Source organism: Pseudomonas agarici, from assembly GCF_900109755.1.
Taxonomy (GTDB): Bacteria; Pseudomonadota; Gammaproteobacteria; order Pseudomonadales; family Pseudomonadaceae; genus Aquipseudomonas; species Aquipseudomonas agarici.
Window position 1 is genome coordinate 1 of the sequence record NZ_FOAR01000008.1, and the last position, 21,598, is coordinate 21,598.

Consider the following 21,598-nt stretch of genomic DNA (forward strand, 5'->3'; position numbering starts at 1 on the left):
CCTGCACGAAAAGGCTTTCGAGCGGATGGAACAGCGAATGCAGGCGCACCCCGAAATGATGGTCAGCCGAAGATCCATCGTCGAGCATCCCTTCGGCAACCTTAAACAGTGGTTATTTGGCAACGCTCGCTTCTTACTGCGACAGCTTGAGGGCACGAGGGCTGAAATGGCCCTGGCGGTGAACGCCTACAACCTGAAAAGAGCGATTAACGTGCTTGGCGCACGTCAGTTGATGGCGTTGATGGGCTGAAAAGCCTTTTTTCGTCTGCTGTGAGCACAAAAGCAAACGCCCCGAACAAGTCGGGGCGTTTGCTGGAACCACCATTAGTGTGTTTTCACACAGTCTGAAAAGGCGGGTTTCTCGAGGGGCCAGAGATTTTTGAAACGCTCTCTGAAATCTAATCTGGCTCCACAACCTGGACTCGAACCAGGGACCCAATGATTAACAGTCATTTGCTCTACCAACTGAGCTATTGCGGAATAAGACGTATGTTACTGATATAAAAAGAGAAGTCAATACTCTCAAGCAGACTGTCCAGGAGCCTCCGGGATCTGCCGGGCCCGGCCAGTCAGCAAGTGGCGTGGCCCAAGATATAACGCGAGTCGCCACTGTTGGCGCGGTTACTGACGATCCAGCCCGTCATATCGACCTCTGAAAGGATACGGTGGCAGCGATTCCTGTAACAACCGCGCCTCGGGACGAGCCAAGCCCTTGGCGCGTCGATTAACGGCTTTCATGATCGCCTGCTCCAATTGCCGGCGTCAGCGCCATCCAGCGAAGATCGGTAACATAAAGTTCATACAGCAACGATAGCATTGTGCCTTCACTTTATCCGACGGCCTCAGCATGCGCGCAGAAACCTTCTCCTTCATGCGTCCACAACCGCCCAAGGATCACCGCTGCGCTGGCGATCTCTGCACGCCAGTGCCAGCTATCGACTGGAGCAGTACCAACGCCCTGGTCATGGAAACCTTCAGCTCACAGAAGGAGATGGTCTGCTTGGCGGTGCTGGAAGATGAGCGGCCTATCGGCCTGATCAACCGCAACATTTTCCTGTCGATGATGAGCAAGCCGTTTCACCGTGAGCTCTACGACAAGAAAAGCTGCATTGCCTTCATGGATAAGGAACCGTTGATCGTCGATGCCGGTATGAGCATTGAGGAATTGACCTTCAAGACCGTGGAGTCTGGTGAAAAGACCCTCGCGGACGGTTTCATCATTACCCGCGACGGCCAGTTCGCCGGGCTGGGCAATGGCTTGCAATTGATGGCCGTGGTCGCCGCCATGCAGGCCGAGAAAAACCGCCAGATCATGCTGAGTATCGAGTACGCGAGCGTTATCCAGCGCTCGATGCTGCGGGCCTCGCGCGATATGTTGAAGTCGACCTTGGAGGACGCGGTCCTGTTGTGGGAGCCGCGAGATGTGGTCGGTGGCGACTTCTATCATTTCTGCGCCTACCCCAATGGCTGGTTCGGGGCGATTGCCGACTGTACCGGTCACGGTGTTCCCGGTGCCTTCATGACCCTGATTGCCTCCTCATCGCTGACCCAGGCTCTGGTTCAACTTGGACCCTGCGATCCCGGAGCGCTGCTGTCGGCGGTGAACCGAAGAGTCAAGGAACTGCTGGGCCAGGTCCAGAGCGGCAACGAAACACCCGAGTCCGACGATGGCCTGGATGCCGCTTTCCTTTGGTTCGACAGTGCCAGCCAGACGTTGAGCTTTGCTGGCGCGCGTATGTCGCTGCATGTCCTGCCACCCGACGCCCAGCAGATGCAAACCCTGGCGGGGCAGCGCGTCGGCGTCGGTTATGTGGACAGCGCCATCGACTATCAATGGCCGGTGAGCCGTGTCGTGTTGACACCCGCGAGCCTGGTGTTCATCGCGACCGATGGCCTGACCGACCAGATTGGCGGCCCGCGTAACATCGCCTTCGGCAAGAGCAAAACATTCGAAACGATACTGCAACACCGCCATCAGGCGACAAGCGTCATCTGCGAAGCCCTGCAAAGCACGCTGGCCAGTTGGCAGGGCGAACAAACCCGGCGTGATGATCTCACCCTCTTCTGTGCGCGTCTTGGAAACGAATCATGATCAATTCGAATGTTGCCCAACCCGACTGCCATTTCTTCGATTTGGCCCAACAGCGCAATGTCATTTTCTATCACATGGGTTATTTCTCACACACCATCATTACGGCCATGGCCGAGGTGGTTCGGCTGCAGTTGGAAATCTCGGGGGTAAACGGACCGACACGACGCAAATTGTTTTCCTCCTTCGTCGAGCTGTCGCAAAACATCATTCACTACTCCTCCGACTCGCTGCCCATGGAGCGTAGCGAAGAGTCGTCGCTACGCCAGGGCGCGGTATGCATCAGTACAGAAGGTGATCGACACCTGATGCTCTGTGCCAACCCCATCGCCACCCAGGACGTCGGCCGTCTGCGTGAAAAGCTGGAACCGCTGCGTAACATGTCGCTTGAAGAAATCAAACAGGCTTACAAAGTCACTCTGCGCGCGGAAACTCCCGTGCAGAGCAAGGGAGCAGGCCTGGGTTTTCTGACGATGGCACGCGACGCCTGCGCACCACTGGAGTTCGATTTTCAGCCCAGGGCGGGCGAGCCGGAAACTACCTTGTTCTGCCTTAAAGCCACCATCTAATTCAGAGGGCTGCAATCACCATGGATAACGTCTACATCGCAGCAACCGCCACATCGCCGGAAATCCACTTTCGTTTCGATCAGAACCTACTGACCATAAAAGGCGAGTCCTACCCGGAAAATGCCGCGGCCTTCTACGCCCCGGTCTTGCAGCAACTGCGGACCTACCTCGGGTCCCGCGAGGGCACCACTATCGTCGTCCACATTGCGCTCGCCTACTTCAACAGCTCCAGTACCAAGATGCTGTTCAGTATCTTCGATGCACTGGACAAGGCCGCCCAATTGGGTAACGAGATGCAAGTAAACTGGTATCACGACGAAGAAGACGAAACGATTTTCGAGTTCGGCGAGGAGCTGAAGGCCGACTTTACCTCCATCATTTTCAACGACCACGCAACCACTCTCCAATGACTTTGCGAGAAGGATGATCAGCATGACCGCTTCAGCCACTTGCGCTGGCGCACAGGATGAGCATGTGCCGGACCTGTTCAAGGATGAAACCGACGCCCTTGAACACGCCCGTTCCACTCTGTTCCTGACTGAAGCTGACGCACCGATGTACCGCCAGGCACTCGACGAGCTGACCGGTCATTTCGAGCGGCTCATGCGCGAGACTCGCCGCCTGATACGACGAAGCGATCGCGCCGAGCGTGAAATGAACACGCTCAATACCCAGTTGCAGACCCTCGCCCGGCAACTCGAGTACCGCGCCACCCACGATGCACTGACCGGAGTGTTGAACCGTGGCGCGGTTATCGACCAAACCGTACAGGCCTTGCAGAAAACCGGAGCGGTAATGGTGGTGCTGGATATCGACCACTTCAAGCAGGTCAACGACGAGTTCGGCCATCCCGCGGGCGACGCGGTGATTCAGGGCATCGTCGGTTGCCTGCGGCGGATTGTCGGCACCGGCGGATTCATTGGTCGCGTGGGCGGAGAGGAATTTACCGTGTTGCTGCCCTCCGGAACGCTCGAGGAGGGCCTGGACCTCGCCGAGAGCCTGCGTGACACGATTGCCTCACACGTCTTTGGCCAGCCGGTAAATCGGCGGATCACCGCGAGTTTCGGCGTCAGCGCCAGCCCCATCGGCACCCGTTTCGACAGTGCCTATGGTCGGGCGGATGCCGCGTTGTACCGGGCCAAGCGCTCTGGCCGCAATCGCGTCGAAGCGGCGCCGACAGACGCTGATGTCTGCCCCACGGAGTCCATGGCAGAAGGCGACCCGCAACGTCTTTTCCCTGCGCTGATCAGAGAGTCGAGCGGTTGAGAGCGTATTGACTGCCCGGAGCCGCTGACGGCACGCGCGGCGAACTTGGCATCGAACGCCTCAGGATACCCGCTCGTAGCCGCCCATCACGCCCTTTTTTGACAGTACCCACTGCCACAACTGGATATCCCGAGCCCTGAACGCCCCCGCGCAGGACAGCAGGTAATAGCGCCACATGCGATAGAAACGCTCACCCATCTGCCCGGCGAAGCGCGGCCAGGCCGCTTCGAAATTCTCCCACCAGGCCATCAGGGTCTTGTCGTAGTCGGCGCCGAAGTTATGCAAGTCCTCGACCACGAACAGACCGTCGACGGCATCGCCGATCTGGCCAATGGAAGGCAGGTCGCCATTGGGGAAAATGTACTTGTCAATCCACCGATCGGTAGTGGAGTGGCGGCGGTTCTTGCCGATGGTGTGCAGCAGGAACAGTCCCTCATCCTTCAGGCAGCGCTCGGCGGTTTCCATGTAGATGCGATGATTCTTGCGCCCGACATGTTCGAACATGCCAATACTGACGATGTGATCGAACTGCTCGTCGACATCACGATAGTCCTGCAGACGGAACTCCAGGGGCAGTCCGACATAACGCTGACGTGCCCACTCGGCCTGGTCGCGGGAGATGGTCACTCCGACACATTCGACACCATAGTTCTGCGCGGCATAGGACATGAAGCTGCCCCAGCCACAACCGATATCCAGGACCCGCATGCCCGGCTCCAGGCGCAACTTGCGGCAGACCAGATCGAGCTTGGCGTTCTGTGCTTCGAGCAGGTCATTGGCCTCGCGCCAATAGCCGCAGGTGTAGGTCATGCGCGGATCGAGCATGCTCGCGTAGAAATCGCTGCCCAAGTCATAATGTTGCTCGCCGACCTGCCAGGCACGCTTGCGGTTCTGTAGATTGAGCAACCTGGCCCGCGCGGCGTGAAACAGCATGGCCATAGGGTTGATCCCGTCGGCCAGGCCCGAACGCATCAGGCGGGCAAAGAATTCGTCTAGCTGCTCGGCGTCCCAGTCGCCGTCCATGTAGGCCTCGCCAAGGCCCAGACTGCCTTCGGACAACGCTCGCTCGGGAACTCCAGGCCTGTTCAGCTGCATGTCCCATGGCGCGTTGCCATTTAGGTACAGGCCCGCTTTGCCCAACAGCTTCTCGGCCAGCCGGTGGGAGCTACTGTGAGAGGTATTCTCGGTGGAGACACTGGATGTACTGGAGGAAGGGTTGGCTAATGAATCTTCACACTTTGACTGCATCCTGAATCCTTACTTCTTGCTTGCACTGAAGTGGACAGCGAGGCCATTGTTCAAACCATCGACGCAGGCGCTCAAGGTTGACTTTCGAAGCTTGACAGAGCTTAAGTCGAGGCTTCGGAACAAGACAAATCAGGATTTGATAAAAGTGCTTTGCAGATTTTGTAATAATTTGCAACACAACCTGGCTAATCAATCTCGGCTCTACAAGCCCTCGGCCTGCGTAGCCGTTCCTCGCCATAGTGGGCTATGACGATGAACTGGTAGCATCCGAACTTGAGCCAGGTCACCAGGGCGGTGAAGATTTCAAAGGCCCGGTATCAGGTGAGTCCCCAGGCTGATCCACTTAGGTGAACAGCATTGCAGGGAATATCCGGGCCTCTTGTTCGTGCGGCAACAACCGTGCTTATTTAGCACGGCCTTTGTAGGAGCCGCCTTCACGGGTATCGATCTCGATCATGTCGCCGATTTCGATAAAGTCAGCTACCGACAGCTCAGTGCCGTTCTTCAGTTTGGCCGGCTTCATCACCTTGCCGGAAGTGTCACCGCGAGCGGAACCTTCGGTGTAGTCAATTTGACGCACGATGGTGGTCGGCAGTTCCACGGAAACCAGACGACCCTCGAAGAAGACGGCTTCGCAGACGTCGGTCATGCCTTCTTCCACGAACGGCAGAACCGACTCGATGTCTTCGGCGTTCAACTCGTACATGGTGTAATCGGTGGTGTCCATGAACGTATAGGAGTCACCGCTGATAAAGGACAGGGTGGCTTCTTTGCGATCCAGGATCACGTCGTCCAGTTTGTCGTCCGCACCGTAAACGGTTTCGGTCTTATAACCGGTCAGCAGGTTTTTCAGCTTGGTCTTCATGATCGCGCTGTTACGACCGGACTTGGTGAACTCAGCTTTCTGAACCAGCCAAGGATCGTTATCGATACGGATCACGGTACCGGGTTTCAGTTCTTTACCAGTTTTCATTGCGAATATCCGAATTTGGATGGGATGTACAAAAATCTAGGCCGCGTATCATATCCATTTTCTATTAAACTCTACCAGTGCCGTGGCAAGATCAGCTTGAGAAGCCTGTTCCAAACACCAGTGTTCGGCGTGCTCCGTCAGTTCACGCTCGTTGCGCAGCACCGCCGACCAGCTTTGGCTCAGGTCGTTTCCACTGTTCCACGCCTGCCACCAATCGCTGAAAGCAGCCAGGGCCGGCTCGGATAGACCTCGAGTGTACAACGCCAGAAACGCTTCCAACTTGTCCAGATGGATATCGCCCTCCTGCCGGTAGATATGCCAGAGTAGTGGCCGACCGGCCCATTGCGCACGGATAAACGAATCTTCGCCACGCACTGCGTTGAAATCGCAGCTCCAGAGCAGGCGGTCATAAGCCTGTTGGGGGACAAACGGCAGTACCTGCACCGTCAAGGCTGCGCGGGTCTCGACCGCTCCGACCCGCAGTTGCGCGCATCCCAGCCAACGCTGGACATCCGCCAGCACCCGACCTTCGGGTACTAATAGTCGAGTCGGGCGGCTATCGGCCGCCAGGGCTTGGAGCCAACTGGCCACGCTCGCGTTCTCGTAGGCGAACAGGGAGATCAACCGTTCACCGTCCGTCGGATCGACCCCCAAACCGCGCAGGAACTCCCGGCGTACCGTGGGATCGGCCTGGAAAATCCGGCGTTGCTCCAACAACCCCGCCTCACGAAGCAATCCGCCGGTCCCTGGCTGAAATCCCGGGAAGAAGAAAAACTTCTGCACTTGTTGGTACTTGACCGATGGCAGGCCGTGGCAGCCGACAATCCAGTCCTCGGCGCTCAGGTAATCCAGGTTGAGCCACAACGGCGGGGTCTCGCGCCGGGCCATCGCTTCCATATAGTCGTGAGGCAACTGGCAGGCAAAAGCTCCGATCACCACATCCGCCGCCTTCGCTGGCGGCCATGGGTTCGACCAGCGACGCACCTCGACGCCCTCAAGGACCTGCTGCGCGCGCGCGGTGTCGACCTCCGGACAAAGCCGCTCGAAGGCCCGCAGATCGTCTACCCACAGGCGCACGGTCAACCCATGTTCGGCTACCAGTTGCCGGGCCAGGCGCCAGGTCACGCCGATATCGCCATAGTTGTCGACGACGGTGCAGAAAATATCCCAGTTGGCCGCCATGCACGGGCTCCGTTTGGCAAAGCTGTCGATTGTCCGCATAAATCCCCCTGCGCAGAAGAGCCGACGTCGATTAATCTTCATGCGACAATGGCATCCCGCAAAGAATCGCCCGCCGGAGGCTGCCATGCCTGATCGCCCACAACCGCATCGCCGCTTGCCTGTCACGCTCAATCCGCTGCAGTTGACTGCCAGCATCGCGCTGGGCATCTGGCTCGGCGTCCTCGCACTGGCCCTCAGCGCCTGGCTGGTCGCCAGGTTCTTCGTGGCCCAGCCGCTGGCATCCGTCGCCGAGGGCGTCCGGCAAATCAGCCAGCCCTCCCCGCTTGTCGCGCCACAAGCCCCTGGCGACTCGACACAGATGTTCGAGCAATACACCGAAAACCTGCGCAAGAACGAAGAACAACAGCGTCTGGACCAGGCTCGCAACAGCTATCGCAACTTGTCCAATCCGAAGTGTCAGTTCTGGTTGCAGCAAGACCAGACCGCGCCCAGCGACAAGAGCCGGGCCAACGTGCTGCAGTTGTGCAATTGAGCCGCCTGCATAACCTGGACAAGCGGGCGCTGCACCAGCGGATCATCAGCACCCTGACGGTCGATCTCGATGTCCTGCAACGGGCGGCGCAAACCGCTTACGAAGCCGCGACCGACAAAGAAAACATCGCCGAAAACAAGTACGACACACGGGGTTTGGAAGCCTCGTACCTGGCGACCGGCCAGGCCCGGCGTGTCAAGGAGATCCGCCAGGCCCTCAAGCAGTGCCAAGAGCTGACGCTGCGCCCCTACGACGAAAAGGCAGGTATCCAGCTTGGCGCCCTGCTGAGCCTCGCGGCCGAGAGCGGCAGTGAGCAACTGTTGTTCCTGGCCCCGGATGCCGCTGGCCTGAGGATCGACTGGGAGGGGCGCACGATCACCGTGATCAGCCCGCGCTCACCGCTGGGCCAGGCCCTGCTGGGCAAGTTCAACGGTGACGAGGTATCGATCAGCGTCGGTGCGGTCCTCCAGACCTACACCGTGACCGAAGCCAGCTAACGCCTTACTTGGTAGTCGCCATCAACCGGTTGACCTCGCTGCGCACCATGCTGGTGTATTCCGGCGGCGACAGGGTGTCGAGTTCCGCGCGTACCCACTCCGCCCACTTACCCTTGCGCTTGGCGCGCTCGCCAAACAGGCGTGCGGCCTCGCCCTTGGCCTTGCCCAGATTGCTTTGCCAGAGGTCGAACAAGCGGGATTTCTCATCCTCGATGGCGGCACGTTCGACCATGGGCTTATTAGCCAGATTGAAGCTCATTGAAAAATCCTGCGGTACGAATAGGGCTCTATCTTACACCCAGTGGCCTGTGTGGTTAATTCTGTCAGTCAATTTCGGATCACCGAGATGCCCGGCGCGAGAATTTTGCAACTTTCCCCGATCCGACCGACTCCCATCATGCAGAGCATCATTCACTTGCAAGGAATATCGCCATGGCCCGTAAATCCGCCACACAAACCGCCGAAGACCAGATCAAGGACCAAGCCTTCAGCGAGTTGCAGGCACTGATCCAGGACTCGGAAAAACTGTTGAAGGACAGCGCATCCCTGGTTGGCGAGGAAGGCGAGAGCCTGCGCGCCCAGGTCAGCCAGAAACTCAAGCAGGCCCTGGGCTCGGTGAGTCATGTGCGCGAGAACACCCGGCCCGTGGTCGAAGCGACCGAAACCTATATCGGCGGCCATCCGTGGCAGACCGTGGCGATTAGCGCCGGCTTCGGTCTGGTGATCGGCCTGCTGCTGGGGCGACGCTCTTGATCCGCTGGTGCGGTTTGGCCCTCGCCATCCACGGCGTGCACGCGCCCAGCACTATCTAACACCGCACAGCCTACCCGGCCCCTAACCTCTGTGTTCTTCACGGGCGCTGTCTCGCTCCGGCGAGACTCGCCCATCGTTTTCACGAATGAAGGCACAGAACATGTCCGATACCTCTTCCATCTATTATTTGTCCCAGGCTTTGGAACTGCGTGACACGCCCAGCGAGCTGGAAAAAAAACTGGGCATCGAGACCACTGATCGCAACTGGCTGAGAAATCTGTTTCTTTCCAACCAGGAGGCCCGCCAGGCACTCGACCCGTCAATGTCCGTCGACAGGCTCTGGCTGCTGGTGCCAGACATCCCCCCGGTCGACCTGGCCGGAGCCTTTCTGGTCAGCGGCAATCGCCGTCACCCGGCCTTTCTGTATACCCCCGCTTCAGGCCTGGAGCGATTCGATACACCCGGGCAGGCGGCCGCCCTGTTGCTCAAACGTTTGGGCGTTGCCGCGCAACGCGATGAACTGCTGTTCTTCGTCGCACTCAAGATCAAGTCGCTCATCCAGCAGGCCCAATCGCCGCTCTTGTCCTCGGACCCCCTACAGGGCGCAGTGCTGGATGATCGTCGCCAGTCGATCGAAAGAAGCCTGGATCACAACCTGGCGAGCCTCAATGACGAGTTGCTCAAGCTACCCAGCCTCACTCCGCTGCTCGGCCAACTGCTCAGGAACCAATTGGGCACGCAGATGAGCCACGTCAACCTCAATGCCCTTACGGTGATCAATCATGTGCCCTCTTCACTGCACGAGACGGGCGCGCCACTCCCGCTCAATCCGGTCTCGACCCTGTTGTTGAGTGACGCCCTGCTGGAACACTACAACCGGGGCGGCTGGGTAGCCGGGCAGTCGAGAGAGTTCATCGCCCCCGGCTATGCGTCCTCGGCCGAGGACAAGCTGATCTGGGAAAATGCCATCGAGCATGCTTCCAATGACTTGAACAATCACCTGAGCAGCACGCTGCAAGCCTTCTGGAACGACGCCGTCGACAACGGACAGACACGTCGGGAGTTTTTCATCGAGGTACTGGGCACGCGCTTCAGGGCTGAGTTGCTCAAGCAGGAACTGGACTGGAACGTCATTACCCCGCAGCAATTCGAATGGCTGTGCAGCCTCTACCCACGGGATGACTCGAAGCTGCATCAAACCGTACTCCATAGCCTGGCCGTCGAAACGAGTCGAGGCGCGACGGTACACCCCAGCGCCTTGGTCATGCGCAACGAGCATGACACCTCGTTCTTCCTCTACTGCGCCACGCGACTGCGGACATTCGAAAGCGAGGCCTCGCTGCTCGATTGGGCCAAGACACAACTTCACAGCTCGGACCGGGACGATGAGCTGTGGCACAGCCTGTCGCTGCACGAGCGCGCCACGTTGAAGTCCTCGCAGATCACCCGCATCACGTTGATACCGGGTCCCTCATCAGTCTTCGAGAAGCTGTTCGATGACATACTCGTCAAGCAACGCGATAACGTCGAGTACGTGCTGGCACGCTATCGCGCGAGCAACGGCGCGTTGGCGCTCGGCGCGGCGTTCGAGAATGCACTCGATATTCGCGCCTTGATCGATCCGGGCTTGCTCTCACTCGACGACCAGGGCCGATGGAGCCATCGACTGGACCTGGTTGTCCGCGAAGCACCGGCGTTTCCCGACCTGCATCAGGGCCTCTCGCCCACACTGGACACCGTGAAATACCAGTTACGAAGCCTCAACGAGCTCAAATCCACCCTTGCCCGTGGTTTAAAAAAACGCCTGACACTCAGCGCCTTCGTGCAGAACGAACTGTCCTGGGAATTGAACCGAGCCCACCTGCCCCTCGTGTCCTGCGCCAACCTCTACATCAACCGCTATGCGTCCGCGCTTCCCAACCTCGGGGATACACCGTTGACACCTGAAAGTTCGCTGAGCGTCGTGGAGCATTTCCTCGAGCGCCTGGCGAAGCGTGCGCAGGCACTCGCCCCAGCCACAAACCTCGGCCTGTTCAGCAAGACCGACGAGGGTAGCTGGGCACGCATCGCTAGCCTGGACATCGCCGGGTTGAATAGGATCATCGAGAAAGTATTGCCAGACTTCCACGGGCACTACCTGCGCCAGCAACGCTCTGTGTATGGCGAGCTGTCCGCTCCCCTGGACGAGGCCGTGACGTTCGGACTGCGGCGCGAAGCGCAGCTCAAAGCGCTGCAAGGCAGCTTGGGCAAAACCGATCTGGAAGTGCTCAATTGCGTTCTCGACAGCCATCAAAGAAATCTGCGCAACGGCTTGCGCGGCTTCATTCCAGATGCTTTTGCGCTGACCCTCAAGACTGATGCGACGGCAGTTCCGATCAGGCTGCACAACTGCTTCCTGCTGACCGAGCGAGGTGGCCTGAGCGCCGAGCACTCCGGGGCCACGTTGCTATGGACGCCGTTTCAGGGCGCGGAAACCTTCCCCTCGTTTCATGACGCCAAAGTTGAACTCCATCGGCGTTTGCACAGCCCCGTGGAGCGCCTGGCGCTGCTGGATAATATCGCTCGCAGCGAACGACCCTCGAATTTACCCGCGCAAAATCAGAACGAGAATCATCGCCCCTACCCGACCGTGGAGTTTGAGCTCATTCAGAGCGGTTTTCGGGGTGACCGTCAACACTCACTGATCGACAAGGCATTAGGTGATCTGAGCCATGCGCTAGCGTCCCCATACTCGGGAAAAAATCTCCATCGCTACCTGCAGTCCTGTCTGGAGGCCCACTCGACGATAGCCCCTCTTGAGAGAGCCATCCTGGCCGCGGAAAACGCCGCCCTGCATCTGGCTCTGCCGCCCTGGTTGGCTGGCACCACGGGCCGTCGCCAGTTCGCCCTGGCGAGCCTGCTCGACCGCTACCGCCAACACGCCGCCACGACAGATGACTATCACCAGGGCCTTCCCGATATCCGCGACAACGCCAGGACCAAGGTCATGAGCCTGCTCTCGCGGGATTTTCCGACAGCCCGACTCGATCCCGACACCATTAGCATCTCGCTGAGATTGCGTAATGTCACCACCCTGGAGTCACTGACCGACTTCGCCCTGCGACACTTTGACGATATCGACAGCAGTTCGTTGATGATTCGCTCGCTGGAGGGCGTACTGCCTAGTGGACTGACAGTCGATCGCCTGAAGACCCTGGTAAAAGAGACCGCTATTGGCAATCACTTCGCCAAAATACTCGATTCGTTCCTGACCGGCGGCAAAGACGCCATGACCCAGCGCCGACCGGCTTTTGGCAGGCACTTCTACTGGCAGGGACTGATGCACGCCTTCACCCAGGTGATTGGCAATACCCTATCCGCCGTCGCCCACGGTTTTATCAAGCATCTGCTGGCAATGCCGGATGGTATGGCCAGGGAGCCCTTGAACGGACGCAAGATCGAGCTTCGTCCGCTGGAACTGATCAGTAGTGCGAACGCGGACGCGAGCGTCGACCCTGTGGCGGGCTTCTATCTGATCGGACCGAGCCCCGACGAGCCGGGTCCACAAATCCTCTTCATCCCTCAAGGCAGCTCGCCGGTTTTCAAGGAATATGCCGATCAGGCTGCCTTTATCCTCGACCTCAATACCTCCAGCGACCTGCAACAACGGGTACTCGAAAGGCTCGCCCACCACAAGCGCGCACATTATGCGCAGCAGGTGTTCGCGGCGCAGCGGGCTATCGTGGCGATCAGCAACCACCCCTTGCGGGGCAATCTCTTGCATCGACTCTACCAGGACGCCGTCGCGCTCCCGAAGGGCATGCTCGATCAACAGGGCGTGCAGGACCAACACCTGACCTGGCGCAACGCGCTGTCTTGGCTTGAGAGCGGTCTTTACCAGGGAGAAAGCTACCTGCTGGGCAGGTTGCGCTTGCCACTGGTCATCTGGCAAACGCTGCCACAGCTCAAGGATGCCGCGGACAAGCTCTGGCAGGGCCGCTGGAGCGAGGCGATCGAAGAGTTCGTCGTCAGCCTGGCGCAACTGGCCGTGGCGCGCAAGGGATGGGGTGGGCCGGACATCGCCAGCCTCACCCCGGCGAACACCGCACAGGTCGTCGAGTCCCCCTTTCCCGAGTCGCCCTGGCAAGACAGCGGACTGACGCCTGGACAAAAGCGCAAGATCCTGGATCACGAAGCCCATGAGGTTTCGTTGCAGGATATGACTCTGGATCAGGTCACCGGGCTGTACCGCGATGCGACGACGCAGCGGGTATTCGTCGCTGTCGGTGGAAGAGTGTTCCAGGTACAGCAAGACCAGCGAGGCTGGCGCATCGTCAAGGACCAGGCCCTGGGGCCATGGCTGAAACAAGACGTGGACAAACGCTGGTCGTTCGACCTGAAAGAACGCTGCATCGAAGGACCCTTTCAATGAAACTGTTCGACTATTGCTTTAATCCCAACGTCTTCAAGAACGAAATCCGCGTCCAGGCGAGCGGAATGCCTAGTATCCGCCGGGTCAGCCCCATCAAGGCCCGTCAGATTCGGCGTGGTCACGATCTGGCGCGAAGCTACACCACCGCAACCCTCTTAAACTTGGATCGGCTCTTTTCAGACTCGCGCCTTGATAGCAGGCGTCGTCTTTTTGTCGAGCAGTTCTTCGACACCTCTCCGGTGAGTGCCGTCACCCTGGAAAAAATTCGGGTCCTGACGCGCCAACTGCTCGAAGAACTGCTCGACCCCTCGCTCGACCCCGAAACCTCGCCGCGCTACGTCGTGGGCTCGGCCGTCCACCCGCAGCACGGTATTCAGGCCTTTATAGTGCTCAATGAGCCGGTCAGGAGAATCTATCTGACCGAGGCTTTCTTCGATCCCGGCTTCAATAAGTATCTGCCGATCCGGCCCAGGACCTTCGACATGCTGGGACACAATATGGCGAGCGTCCTGCTGCATGAAATCAGCCATCTCGTGCTCGATACACTCGATCTCGCCTACCTGAATGCGAGCCACCCCTTCCTGGACCTACTGGAGACCGTCACACCGGGAGGCAAGTATCGCTACCGGGGACTCGAGCAACTCCAGAAAAATGCATTATCGAGCACCACCCCTGCCAATGAACTGTTCAGGAGGATCGACGATTACGACCTGAACTGGCACGACTTCGTCGGAAAGCCCTTGCAGCGAATACTGCAAATGACCGGAACCCGGGATCTGGACGACGCCCGCCGGGTGTTTTATTCCGATGAGAACAAGCGAGTCGACGTGATCCTGAGCAACGCGGACTCCCTTACCCTACTGATCGCCCACCTGGGCAGGCCAGCCGAGTTTAATCCCTTGCATTAGGTCGATTGCGCGGCAAGCGCACGTAGCTGTCGCAGGTCGCTCTCGGCCAGGGCGATACCATCGCGCAGCGATTCGGCACGTCGGCGGTGGCGCCGCTCACCCGGCAGGCGTTGCAGGCCGGCGCCGCGCATCTGGTTGACCAGCGTCTGGCTGCGCTCGGCGAAATCGTGCCCGGCCGACTTTGCGGGATCGATGACAATGATCAACTGCCCGGTCCAGGGGGTCTTGGCGCCGGGGTGCCGCGACCAATCGAACTCGAAGGAGAAATTGCCACCGGTGAGGGCCGCTGCCAGCAACTCAACCATCATCGACAGTGCCGAGCCCTTGTGACCGCCAAACGGCAGCAGCGCGCCGCCGTCGAGGATCGCGTTGGGATCACAGGTCGGTTGACCGTCACGATTCACACCGATGCCGTCTGGCAAACGCTCGCCCTGGCGCGCCGCGATCTGCACATCGCCATGGGCCATGGCGCTGGTCGCGAGATCGAAGACAATCGGATCGCTGCCGGCCCGTGGCGCGGCGAACGCAATCGGGTTGGTCCCGAACAGCGGCCGCTCGGCGCCATGGGGAACCACGCAAGTCATCGAATTGACCATGCTCAACGCCACCAGTCCTTCATAGGCAAATGGCTCGACATCCGGCCAGAGCGCCGCAAAGTGGTGGGAGTTGCGGATCGCCAGGACTGCAATACCCGCACTACGGACCTTCTCCAGCAACATGGGGCGGGCTGCGGCCAAAGCCGGCTGGGCAAAACCGTTGACCGCATCGACCCGCACGAATCCCAACGCTACATCCTCGACCACCGGCACCGCCCGACCATCGACCCAACCACTGGCCAGTGTCGAGACATACCCCGGCATACGAAAGATACCATGGCTATGGGCACCATCGCGCTCGGCACTGGCGCAGTTCTCGGCCAGCACCCGCGCCACTTCCAGAGAAGTGCCATGACGCTGGAAAACCTGCTGCAAAAGCGCAATCAGGTCACCATAGGCAATGTGTTGGGTAGTCGTATCGCGAGGTGCAGACATCCGAAACTCCGATTCCGCTGAGTGTTATTGGAAGAACAAGAGAAAGGCACTACCTGGGCAGATGCTGGCACTATCGGGTGACCATCGGGCAACTGTCAAATCTCCGGGAAGGCAAGGAACGGGATGGCCGCCTTCGGCGGTTCGCGAGCCAGCCCGGCATCTACAAGACTGTGGTGAATGCCTGTCAATGCCGGGCATCGAAATGATTCGCCCATTGCCGCTCGGCGAACTGCTCGATGATGAAATCGACAAACGCCCGGGTCTTGCCCGGCAACAATTTGTGTTCGGCGTAGTAGATCGAGATATTGCCATCGTCCACATACCAATCCGGCAGCACCCGCTGTAAGGTTCCGACCCGCAGCCAGGCCAGGGCGAACGGCATGCTCACCAGGGCGATGCCCAAGCTCTGGGCAGCCACGGCACAGGCCGCTTCCGAATCGCTCATGGTCATGCAAGCGGTGAGGTTCAACGGTTGGTGTTCGCCCTCGCGACCGCTCAGTTGCCAGGTACGCACGCGGCCGGTCTGGGGCGAGCGAATCAGGATGCCGGTGCAACGGCGCAGATCGTCCGGCGTGACGATCGGCGGCTGTTGCGCCAGATAATCGCCGGATGCCACCAGTACCCGATGGGCCACCGTCAGCTTGCGCGCCACCACGCCTTGGGGCAGTTCGAAGCCGCCGCCAATCGCCGCATCGAAACCCTGGCCGATCAAGTCCACCTGGCGATTGTCGAAATTCCAGTCCGGACGGATATCCGGGAAGCGGCGCATGAACTCCCCCAGCAAGGGAACGATATACAGCCGACCGAAGACCGTGCCCATGCTGACCTTGAGCGTGCCCGCCGGCCGCCCCTTGGCGCTGGCCAGATTGGCCACAGCCTTCTGGATGGTATGCAGGCTGGCGCCGACTTCGCCGAGAAACAACTGGCCGGCCTCGGTCAGGGTCAGGCTGCGGGTACTACGCTGGAACAAACGCACGCCTAGGCGCGCTTCGAGCTTGGCGACACTCTTGCCGACCACCGCCGGGGTCAGACTCAGGCGTCGCGCTGCCTCGGCAAAGCTGCCGACTTCAGCGCTACGGACAAAACATTCGATGCTACTGAAAGTTTCCATGATTGCCATTCACAACTTTTGGTTTACACAGACTAGAACAATTACCGTCTACTCAGGAATCAATTCGCAATCGATACTCTGCGCCAACAAGGCTCTTACCTCCTTCCCTCTTGCGGCCTTGAACTTAGGAGAACGACATGACCGAACACGCTCTCAACGGTAATCTCACCGGCAAAGTAGCTTTGATCCAGGGTGGTTCTCGTGGCATCGGCGCCGCCATCGTCAGGCGTCTGGCGGCACACGGCGCTGCGGTGGCCTTCACCTATGTGAGTTCGGCGGCCAAGGCCCAAGCACTACAGGACAGCATTATCGCCGATGGTGGCAAGGCCCTGGCCATCCAGGCCGACAGCGCCGACGCCGCAGCGATCCGTCAAGCCGTAAATAACACTGTCGGGGCCTTTGGCCGCCTGGACATCCTGGTCAACAATGCCGGGGTGCTGGCCATGGGGCCTCTGGAGGATTTCAGCCTGGAAGATTTCGATCGGACCCTGGCAATCAACGTGCGCAGTGTGTTTGTCGCCACCCAGGAAGCTGCACGACATATGGGCGACGGTGGCCGGATCATCAATATCGGTAGCACCAACGCCGAGCGCATGCCCTTCGCCGGCGGCGGTCCCTACGCCATGAGCAAGTCAGCGCTGGTGGGGTTGACCAAGGGCCTGGCCCGCGACCTTGGCCCGCGTGGCATCACCATCAACAACGTGCAACCGGGACCGGTGGACACCGATATGAACCCGGCCGATGGCGAGTTTGCCGACAGCCTGATCGGCTTGATGGCCGGCGGTCGTTATGGCCGCGTCGAAGAGATCGCCAGCTTTGTCGCCTACCTGGCAGGGCCGGAAGCGGGCTACATCACCGGTGCCAGCCTGACCATCGATGGTGGGTTCAGCGCCTGATCCCAATCATCTGCGATGATCGTTCCCACACTCGGCGTCCGCTGTCTTGACGTCGAGCCTCTCAGGCTGAATGCTTTTGCCGCTTGTGGGCGCGGTCATCGGCTCCGACCAGGCGCCGCTGGTGAACGTCGCTCATCGAATGCACTGGCATCCTGTCGAAACATTCTCAATACTGCGCACACTCAGCCTTCTCAAAACGAGACAAACGATGTCCGACGCGCACATCAGCCCGCCACCTTTAAGCACGGCCTTGATCCTACTGATGGCTACTGCCACCGGCCTTGCCGTGGCCAGCAACTACTACGCCCAGCCGTTGTTGCACACTATCGCCCAACAACTGGGCTTGAACATGGCTACCGCCGGGACCATCGTCATCACCGCCCAATTGAGCTACGGCGCCGGATTATTGCTGCTGGTGCCATTGGGCGACCTGTTCGAGCAGCGTCGGCTGATCGTCGTCATGACTCTGCTCAGTGCCTTCGGCCTGCTGATCAGCGCCTTCGCCCCCGGCTTACCCTGGCTGCTGCTGGGCACCGCGCTGACCGGGCTGTTCTCGGTGGTGGCCCAGATTCTGGTGCCGATGGCCGCCAGCCTGACGCCCCTGGAACAACGCGGGCGAGTGGTCGGGACCCTGATGAGCGGCTTACTGCTGGGTATCCTTCTGGCGCGCACGGTGGCCGGGGCACTCTCGTCGTTCGGCGACTGGCGGGCGATCTACCTGCTGGCGGCAGGCCTGATGTTCATCTGTGCCTTTGCCCTGTTTCGCGCCTTGCCACGGCATCGGCAGAGTGCCGGACTGAGTTATCCGGCCCTGCTCGGTTCGGTCTTTCGCTTGTTTATCGAGGAGCCGGTGCTGTGCCTGCGGGCGGTGCTCGGCCTGCTGACCTTCTGCCTGTTCGCCTTGTTCTGGACCCCGCTGGCATTCTTGCTGGCCAACCCGCCGTACAACTACTCCGACGCGGTGATCGGTCTGTTCGGCCTGGCCGGTGCCGTTGGCGCGATGGCGGCCAACCTCGCCGGGCGCATGGCGGACTCGGGCAAGGGCGAGTTCGCCACCACCATCGGGCTGCTGGCGTTGCTGCTGTCCTGGGTGCCACTGGGCTTTGCCGGGAGTTCGCTGGTGGCGCTGTTGATCGGCGTGCTGGTGCTCGATTTCGCCGTGCAACTGGTGCATGTGAGTAATCAGAACGCGGTATTCAAGGTTCGCCCAACGGCGCGCAACCGCCTCAATGCAGGCTATATCACCTGCTATTTCATCGGCGGCGCACTGGGCTCACTGTTGGGCGCACAATTGTTTGGGCCGTTTGGCTGGAGCGGGATCGTCGTGGCCGGCGGCCTGATTTCCGCGCTGGCACTGGGGATCTGGACCATTGTGCAGCGGCGTGGCAGGGCAACAGTATCGGCTTGATCAGCGGGCCTGCCCCTTCGGCAGGCAAGCCCGCGCAGTTTCGGCACGCGGACACGAATCTTGGATTGAGCGGTTATTTCCAAGCCGGCACACTATGATGGCCGCTCCTGTGCCACGCAGCGGCGATGTGCAAAACTTCACCCACACCCTCGCATCGCATAGAGACACCAGCATGATTCCCAAAGAGTTCCGTAGCGAGGTCGCCCTCGCCAAGTTCCTCGACGCTCACCCTCATCTGCGCGAAGAAACTCAAGGCTTGAGCCCGAAAGAACAACAGCAGCAATTCCAATGGGCCTTTGATGAAGAAGCCGAAGACCAGGGCATTGAGCCCTGGGAATTGACCCTGAAACTGGTGGCCGAGACTCCGCAAGAATTGCAGGTCATGCGCCTGGAAGTCCACCGTGAAGTGGCCGAGGCACTGGGCATGGACTGGGACGAATACTGCTCGTTCAACGATATTGCCGAAGACTGAGCCAGCCAGCCCAAGGGCAATACCCACCGGCAAACTGTGCACGCCCAAGGCACCGCGGCTCGCCAGATTATCTTCGAACAGTGGCACTGGCAGGTCGTTCGCGCCTTTGGCGATTTTCGAATGCGTCTGCAGGTCGACGACAACCTGCCGTTCGTCGATTGCCCGGCACCAATGCCAAGCAGATAACGCCCAATATCAGGTAGGGACTCTCAAACAAGGAGACTCACCATGATCTCATCAAAACTTGCCATGCTCGCGCTGACCGGCCTGCTGGCGTCGCTGTCGCTGACGAGCGTCGCCGCGCCACCTACAACCGGCCCGACCAATCCGGTCCAAGAGCCGAAGCCGCCGGCGCTTCCAGGCGGTATCCATCCCGACAACGACCGCGTGATCAAAAATGGCGCTCTGCCTCCAGGCCAGGGTATCGACCCGCGCAACCAGGGTAATGACAGCGGTCGCCAAGGCGGCATGAATACCGACGGCAACGGCCCCCTAGGCAACCATACCGCTCCCGGTTCGAGCAAAGGCTCTGGCGGCAACAGCGGCTCCACTATCAAATAGATTTTCGGGGCGAAAGCGCGACGATGCGTCGTCATCCTTGTCACGAACGGAAGGAGTCTGCAAATGCCACGGGCAAGCAAAGCCAAATACACTGCCGCGCAGAAACGCCAGGCGGCGCATATCGAGTCCAGCTACGAGGCCAAGGGCCTGTCCCAGGAAGAAGCCGAGGCGCGGGCGTGGGCTACTGTCAACAAACAATCGGGAGGTGGCGAGCGCGCTGGCGGCTCAGGCAGGCACAAGTCGCCCGTGGCCAAGGCAAAAGCCCGCTCGGATTCGTCCAAACGCGCGGCGGCAAGCCGCAAGGGTTATCCGCGCGACAGTCAGGCCTCGTTGCAAACCCAGAGCAAGGCCAGCCTGCTGCAGGAAGCCCGCAGCCGCAACATTCCTGGTCGCTCAAGGATGCGCAAGCAAGAGCTGATCGAGGCCCTGCAAAAAACCGGATGACCCGCTACGGGCCTCAGCTAGGCGCCTGGTGGCCTGTGTGGTGAGCTCTGTGAGTCAATTTCGGCACCACCAGCCCTGGTCTCGAACTTGAGCTAAGGAACTCACCGTACCGGCCACTAGCAGGCCACAGTCGCCATCAACGACTCTGCCCGGTATCGGCGCCACCAACAGCGTGTCTAAATTCGACAAATATTCCTGCGCCTCTCTGCGCGATAGCTTCTATTCTGCTGAATAAGCCCTCTCTCTTCGATCTGGAGCATCCGCAATGGACACACTGAGCAAGTCGGAAATCGAGGCGGAACTGGCCTCCCGTTTGCCCAGCTACAAAGTCGAATGCACACTGCACTCCGATGGCACGTTGTCGGCGATCCTCAGTGGCCCGAATGCCGATCACTTTGCCGTGACCGGCATCATCAGGGCCGACTACAAGGGCCGTGAATCTTTGTCTCGACTGGCCCGGGAGATCCTTGAGGAGATGGTGCTGTCCCGCCAGGGCAGCCGGACCAGCCGAGCACAGTCGCTGGCGGGGAAACCCGGTCAGTCGCTCTCGTGATGAGTCATTTCAAGCTTCCTGGCCATGTCCAGATGCATCTCGAGCTTAGACAAGGTCTGCTGGGCAAACGCCTTCAGCTCGGGCGATTGCGCCTGTTGGGCTTCGTCCTTGAACAGCTTGATGAGCCGTTCATGGGACTTGATCTGGTGGGCCACATACGCCACGTCGAACGACTCTCCCTCCCCCGCCGGTAACATCAGCTTCCTGGCCCGGTCCATGATTTGCGCATCGGGGGCCATGGGCAAGTTGTGGCGGGTGGCGATCGCCTTCAGATCGCGATTGGCGTCGGTGTAATCCTTGATCATTTCCACGGCATAGCTGTTGATGTCCGTGGCGGTCGTTTTCTGGATCGCCAGGCGGCTGGTTTCAATCTCGGCGACGCTCGCCACCGAGACACTGTCGACAAATTCGGCGGAGGTTCCCTCCAGGGCATGGGCCGCCAGGCTGGCGACCAGAATCAGGCTGAAAAACATCAGGCGTAGTCGTGGGGCCTTGCGGCTCATGGCTGTCCTCCTGCGGGAAAAAAATCTATCCACTACAGAAATGGGAATAGCCTGGGCGGTAAAGGTTTAAAAAAAAGACCGTGACTGACGAACGGAGCCTCGCCGGGCCGCCAGGGTTCGCGGTCTACCGGTAATCGTTGAACAGCACCATCAGCATCGGGCAGGGACTTGTGGCGTCGAAATTGACGCAC

At 59.7% G+C, this 21,598-nt stretch carries 23 protein-coding genes and 1 tRNA gene; 16 read left to right on the forward strand and 8 right to left on the reverse strand.

What is annotated here, in order from left to right; genetic code table 11:
- The coding region (locus BMX68_RS09395) for a transposase (RefSeq protein WP_143063270.1) at nt 1-250 on the forward strand (250 nt) is incomplete at its 5' end.
- Between the two features lie 154 nt (nt 251-404).
- Here BMX68_RS09395 and BMX68_RS09400 read toward each other — a convergent pair.
- A tRNA-Asn gene (locus BMX68_RS09400) sits at nt 405-480 on the reverse strand.
- 391 nt (nt 481-871) lie between these two features.
- On the opposite strand from BMX68_RS09400, the gene BMX68_RS09405 reads away from it, so the two are divergent.
- Genes BMX68_RS09405 through BMX68_RS09420 form a run of 4 tightly spaced genes read left to right on the forward strand, consistent with a single transcriptional unit; the run spans nt 872 to nt 3,924 of the window.
- Nucleotides 872-2,092 (forward strand): SpoIIE family protein phosphatase, encoded by a 1,221-nt coding sequence (locus BMX68_RS09405; protein WP_026013410.1) that lies wholly within the window; start codon nt 872-874, stop codon nt 2,090-2,092.
- Entirely contained in the window at nt 2,089-2,658 is a 570-nt protein-coding gene (locus BMX68_RS09410) for a SiaB family protein kinase (protein WP_017134026.1), read from the forward strand. Before BMX68_RS09405 ends, BMX68_RS09410 begins: the two co-directional genes overlap by 4 nt.
- 20 nt (nt 2,659-2,678) lie before the next feature.
- Nucleotides 2,679-3,068 (forward strand): DUF1987 domain-containing protein, encoded by a 390-nt coding sequence (locus BMX68_RS09415; protein WP_017134025.1) that lies wholly within the window; start codon nt 2,679-2,681, stop codon nt 3,066-3,068.
- A 22-nt stretch (nt 3,069-3,090) separates the two neighbouring features.
- Nucleotides 3,091-3,924: a GGDEF domain-containing protein gene (locus BMX68_RS09420; RefSeq protein WP_017134024.1), complete on the forward strand. Its 834-nt coding sequence runs from the start codon at nt 3,091-3,093 to the stop codon at nt 3,922-3,924.
- Nucleotides 3,925-3,984: 60 nt separating this feature from the next.
- Here the strand turns inward: BMX68_RS09420 and cfa are convergent, their stop codons facing one another.
- The 3 genes from cfa to earP all read right to left on the reverse strand — a co-directional run bounded on the left by cfa (nt 3,985) and on the right by earP (nt 7,327).
- Nucleotides 3,985-5,172 carry a cyclopropane fatty acyl phospholipid synthase gene (cfa, locus tag BMX68_RS09425; RefSeq protein ID WP_074862072.1) on the reverse strand — a complete coding sequence of 396 codons (1,188 nt, stop codon included), beginning with the start codon at nt 5,170-5,172 and terminating at the stop codon, nt 3,985-3,987.
- Between the two features lie 403 nt (nt 5,173-5,575).
- A complete protein-coding gene (locus BMX68_RS09430) occupies nt 5,576-6,145 on the reverse strand; it encodes an elongation factor P (RefSeq protein ID WP_017134022.1) in 570 nt (189 codons plus the stop codon).
- Nucleotides 6,146-6,193: 48 nt separating this feature from the next.
- Nucleotides 6,194-7,327: an elongation factor P maturation arginine rhamnosyltransferase EarP gene (earP, locus tag BMX68_RS09435; RefSeq protein ID WP_017134021.1), complete on the reverse strand. Its 1,134-nt coding sequence runs from the start codon at nt 7,325-7,327 to the stop codon at nt 6,194-6,196.
- A gap of 124 nt (nt 7,328-7,451) precedes the next feature.
- Here earP and BMX68_RS09440 point away from each other — a divergent pair, with 124 nt between their 5' ends.
- The gene (locus BMX68_RS09440; RefSeq protein WP_017134020.1) at nt 7,452-7,859 is read left to right on the forward strand and encodes a hypothetical protein; all 408 of its coding nucleotides are present in this window, start codon (nt 7,452-7,454) and stop codon (nt 7,857-7,859) included.
- Nucleotides 7,860-7,873: 14 nt separating this feature from the next.
- Nucleotides 7,874-8,356: a GreA/GreB family elongation factor gene (locus BMX68_RS09445; protein ID WP_026013407.1), complete on the forward strand. Its 483-nt coding sequence runs from the start codon at nt 7,874-7,876 to the stop codon at nt 8,354-8,356.
- Between the two features lie 4 nt (nt 8,357-8,360).
- Here BMX68_RS09445 and BMX68_RS09450 read toward each other — a convergent pair whose 3' ends face one another.
- Entirely contained in the window at nt 8,361-8,615 is a 255-nt protein-coding gene (locus BMX68_RS09450; RefSeq protein WP_017134018.1) for a hypothetical protein, read from the reverse strand.
- Nucleotides 8,616-8,788: 173 nt separating this feature from the next.
- On the opposite strand from BMX68_RS09450, the gene BMX68_RS09455 reads away from it, so the two are divergent.
- The 3 genes from BMX68_RS09455 to BMX68_RS09465 all read left to right on the forward strand — a co-directional run bounded on the left by BMX68_RS09455 (nt 8,789) and on the right by BMX68_RS09465 (nt 14,428).
- The gene (locus tag BMX68_RS09455; RefSeq protein ID WP_017134017.1) at nt 8,789-9,109 is read left to right on the forward strand and encodes an ElaB/YgaM/YqjD family protein; all 321 of its coding nucleotides are present in this window, start codon (nt 8,789-8,791) and stop codon (nt 9,107-9,109) included.
- 160 nt (nt 9,110-9,269) lie between these two features.
- Nucleotides 9,270-13,520, forward strand: a complete 4,251-nt coding sequence (locus BMX68_RS09460) for a dermonecrotic toxin domain-containing protein (protein WP_026013406.1) — start codon at nt 9,270-9,272, stop codon at nt 13,518-13,520.
- The gene (locus BMX68_RS09465) at nt 13,517-14,428 is read left to right on the forward strand and encodes a hypothetical protein (RefSeq protein WP_026013405.1); all 912 of its coding nucleotides are present in this window, start codon (nt 13,517-13,519) and stop codon (nt 14,426-14,428) included. Before BMX68_RS09460 ends, BMX68_RS09465 begins: the two co-directional genes overlap by 4 nt.
- Here BMX68_RS09465 and BMX68_RS09470 read toward each other — a convergent pair.
- The gene (locus tag BMX68_RS09470; protein WP_017134016.1) at nt 14,425-15,459 is read right to left on the reverse strand and encodes an Ldh family oxidoreductase; all 1,035 of its coding nucleotides are present in this window, start codon (nt 15,457-15,459) and stop codon (nt 14,425-14,427) included. The genes BMX68_RS09465 and BMX68_RS09470 overlap by 4 nt on opposite strands.
- Nucleotides 15,460-15,643: 184 nt before the next feature.
- Nucleotides 15,644-16,570, reverse strand: a complete 927-nt coding sequence (locus BMX68_RS09475) for a LysR family transcriptional regulator (RefSeq protein WP_026013404.1) — start codon at nt 16,568-16,570, stop codon at nt 15,644-15,646.
- Nucleotides 16,571-16,707: 137 nt separating this feature from the next.
- On the opposite strand from BMX68_RS09475, the gene BMX68_RS09480 reads away from it, so the two are divergent.
- The 6 genes from BMX68_RS09480 to BMX68_RS09505 all read left to right on the forward strand — a co-directional run bounded on the left by BMX68_RS09480 (nt 16,708) and on the right by BMX68_RS09505 (nt 20,904).
- On the forward strand, nt 16,708-17,466 hold the full coding sequence (locus tag BMX68_RS09480; protein WP_017134014.1) for a 3-oxoacyl-ACP reductase family protein: 759 nt from the start codon (nt 16,708-16,710) through the stop codon (nt 17,464-17,466).
- Between the two features lie 208 nt (nt 17,467-17,674).
- A complete protein-coding gene (locus BMX68_RS09485) occupies nt 17,675-18,874 on the forward strand; it encodes an MFS transporter (RefSeq protein ID WP_017134013.1) in 1,200 nt (399 codons plus the stop codon).
- Between the two features lie 172 nt (nt 18,875-19,046).
- Nucleotides 19,047-19,346 (forward strand): DUF6388 family protein, encoded by a 300-nt coding sequence (locus tag BMX68_RS09490; protein ID WP_026013403.1) that lies wholly within the window; start codon nt 19,047-19,049, stop codon nt 19,344-19,346.
- 228 nt (nt 19,347-19,574) lie between these two features.
- A complete protein-coding gene (locus BMX68_RS09495; RefSeq protein WP_017134010.1) occupies nt 19,575-19,907 on the forward strand; it encodes a hypothetical protein in 333 nt (110 codons plus the stop codon).
- A 63-nt stretch (nt 19,908-19,970) separates the two neighbouring features.
- Nucleotides 19,971-20,351 carry a Rho termination factor N-terminal domain-containing protein gene (locus tag BMX68_RS09500; protein WP_017134009.1) on the forward strand — a complete coding sequence of 127 codons (381 nt, stop codon included), beginning with the start codon at nt 19,971-19,973 and terminating at the stop codon, nt 20,349-20,351.
- A 265-nt stretch (nt 20,352-20,616) separates the two neighbouring features.
- Nucleotides 20,617-20,904: a hypothetical protein gene (locus tag BMX68_RS09505; protein WP_017134008.1), complete on the forward strand. Its 288-nt coding sequence runs from the start codon at nt 20,617-20,619 to the stop codon at nt 20,902-20,904.
- Here the strand turns inward: BMX68_RS09505 and BMX68_RS09510 are convergent.
- Nucleotides 20,889-21,407 carry a DUF4142 domain-containing protein gene (locus BMX68_RS09510; RefSeq protein ID WP_017134007.1) on the reverse strand — a complete coding sequence of 173 codons (519 nt, stop codon included), beginning with the start codon at nt 21,405-21,407 and terminating at the stop codon, nt 20,889-20,891. The genes BMX68_RS09505 and BMX68_RS09510 overlap by 16 nt on opposite strands.
- Nucleotides 21,408-21,598: the final 191 nt, after the last annotated feature.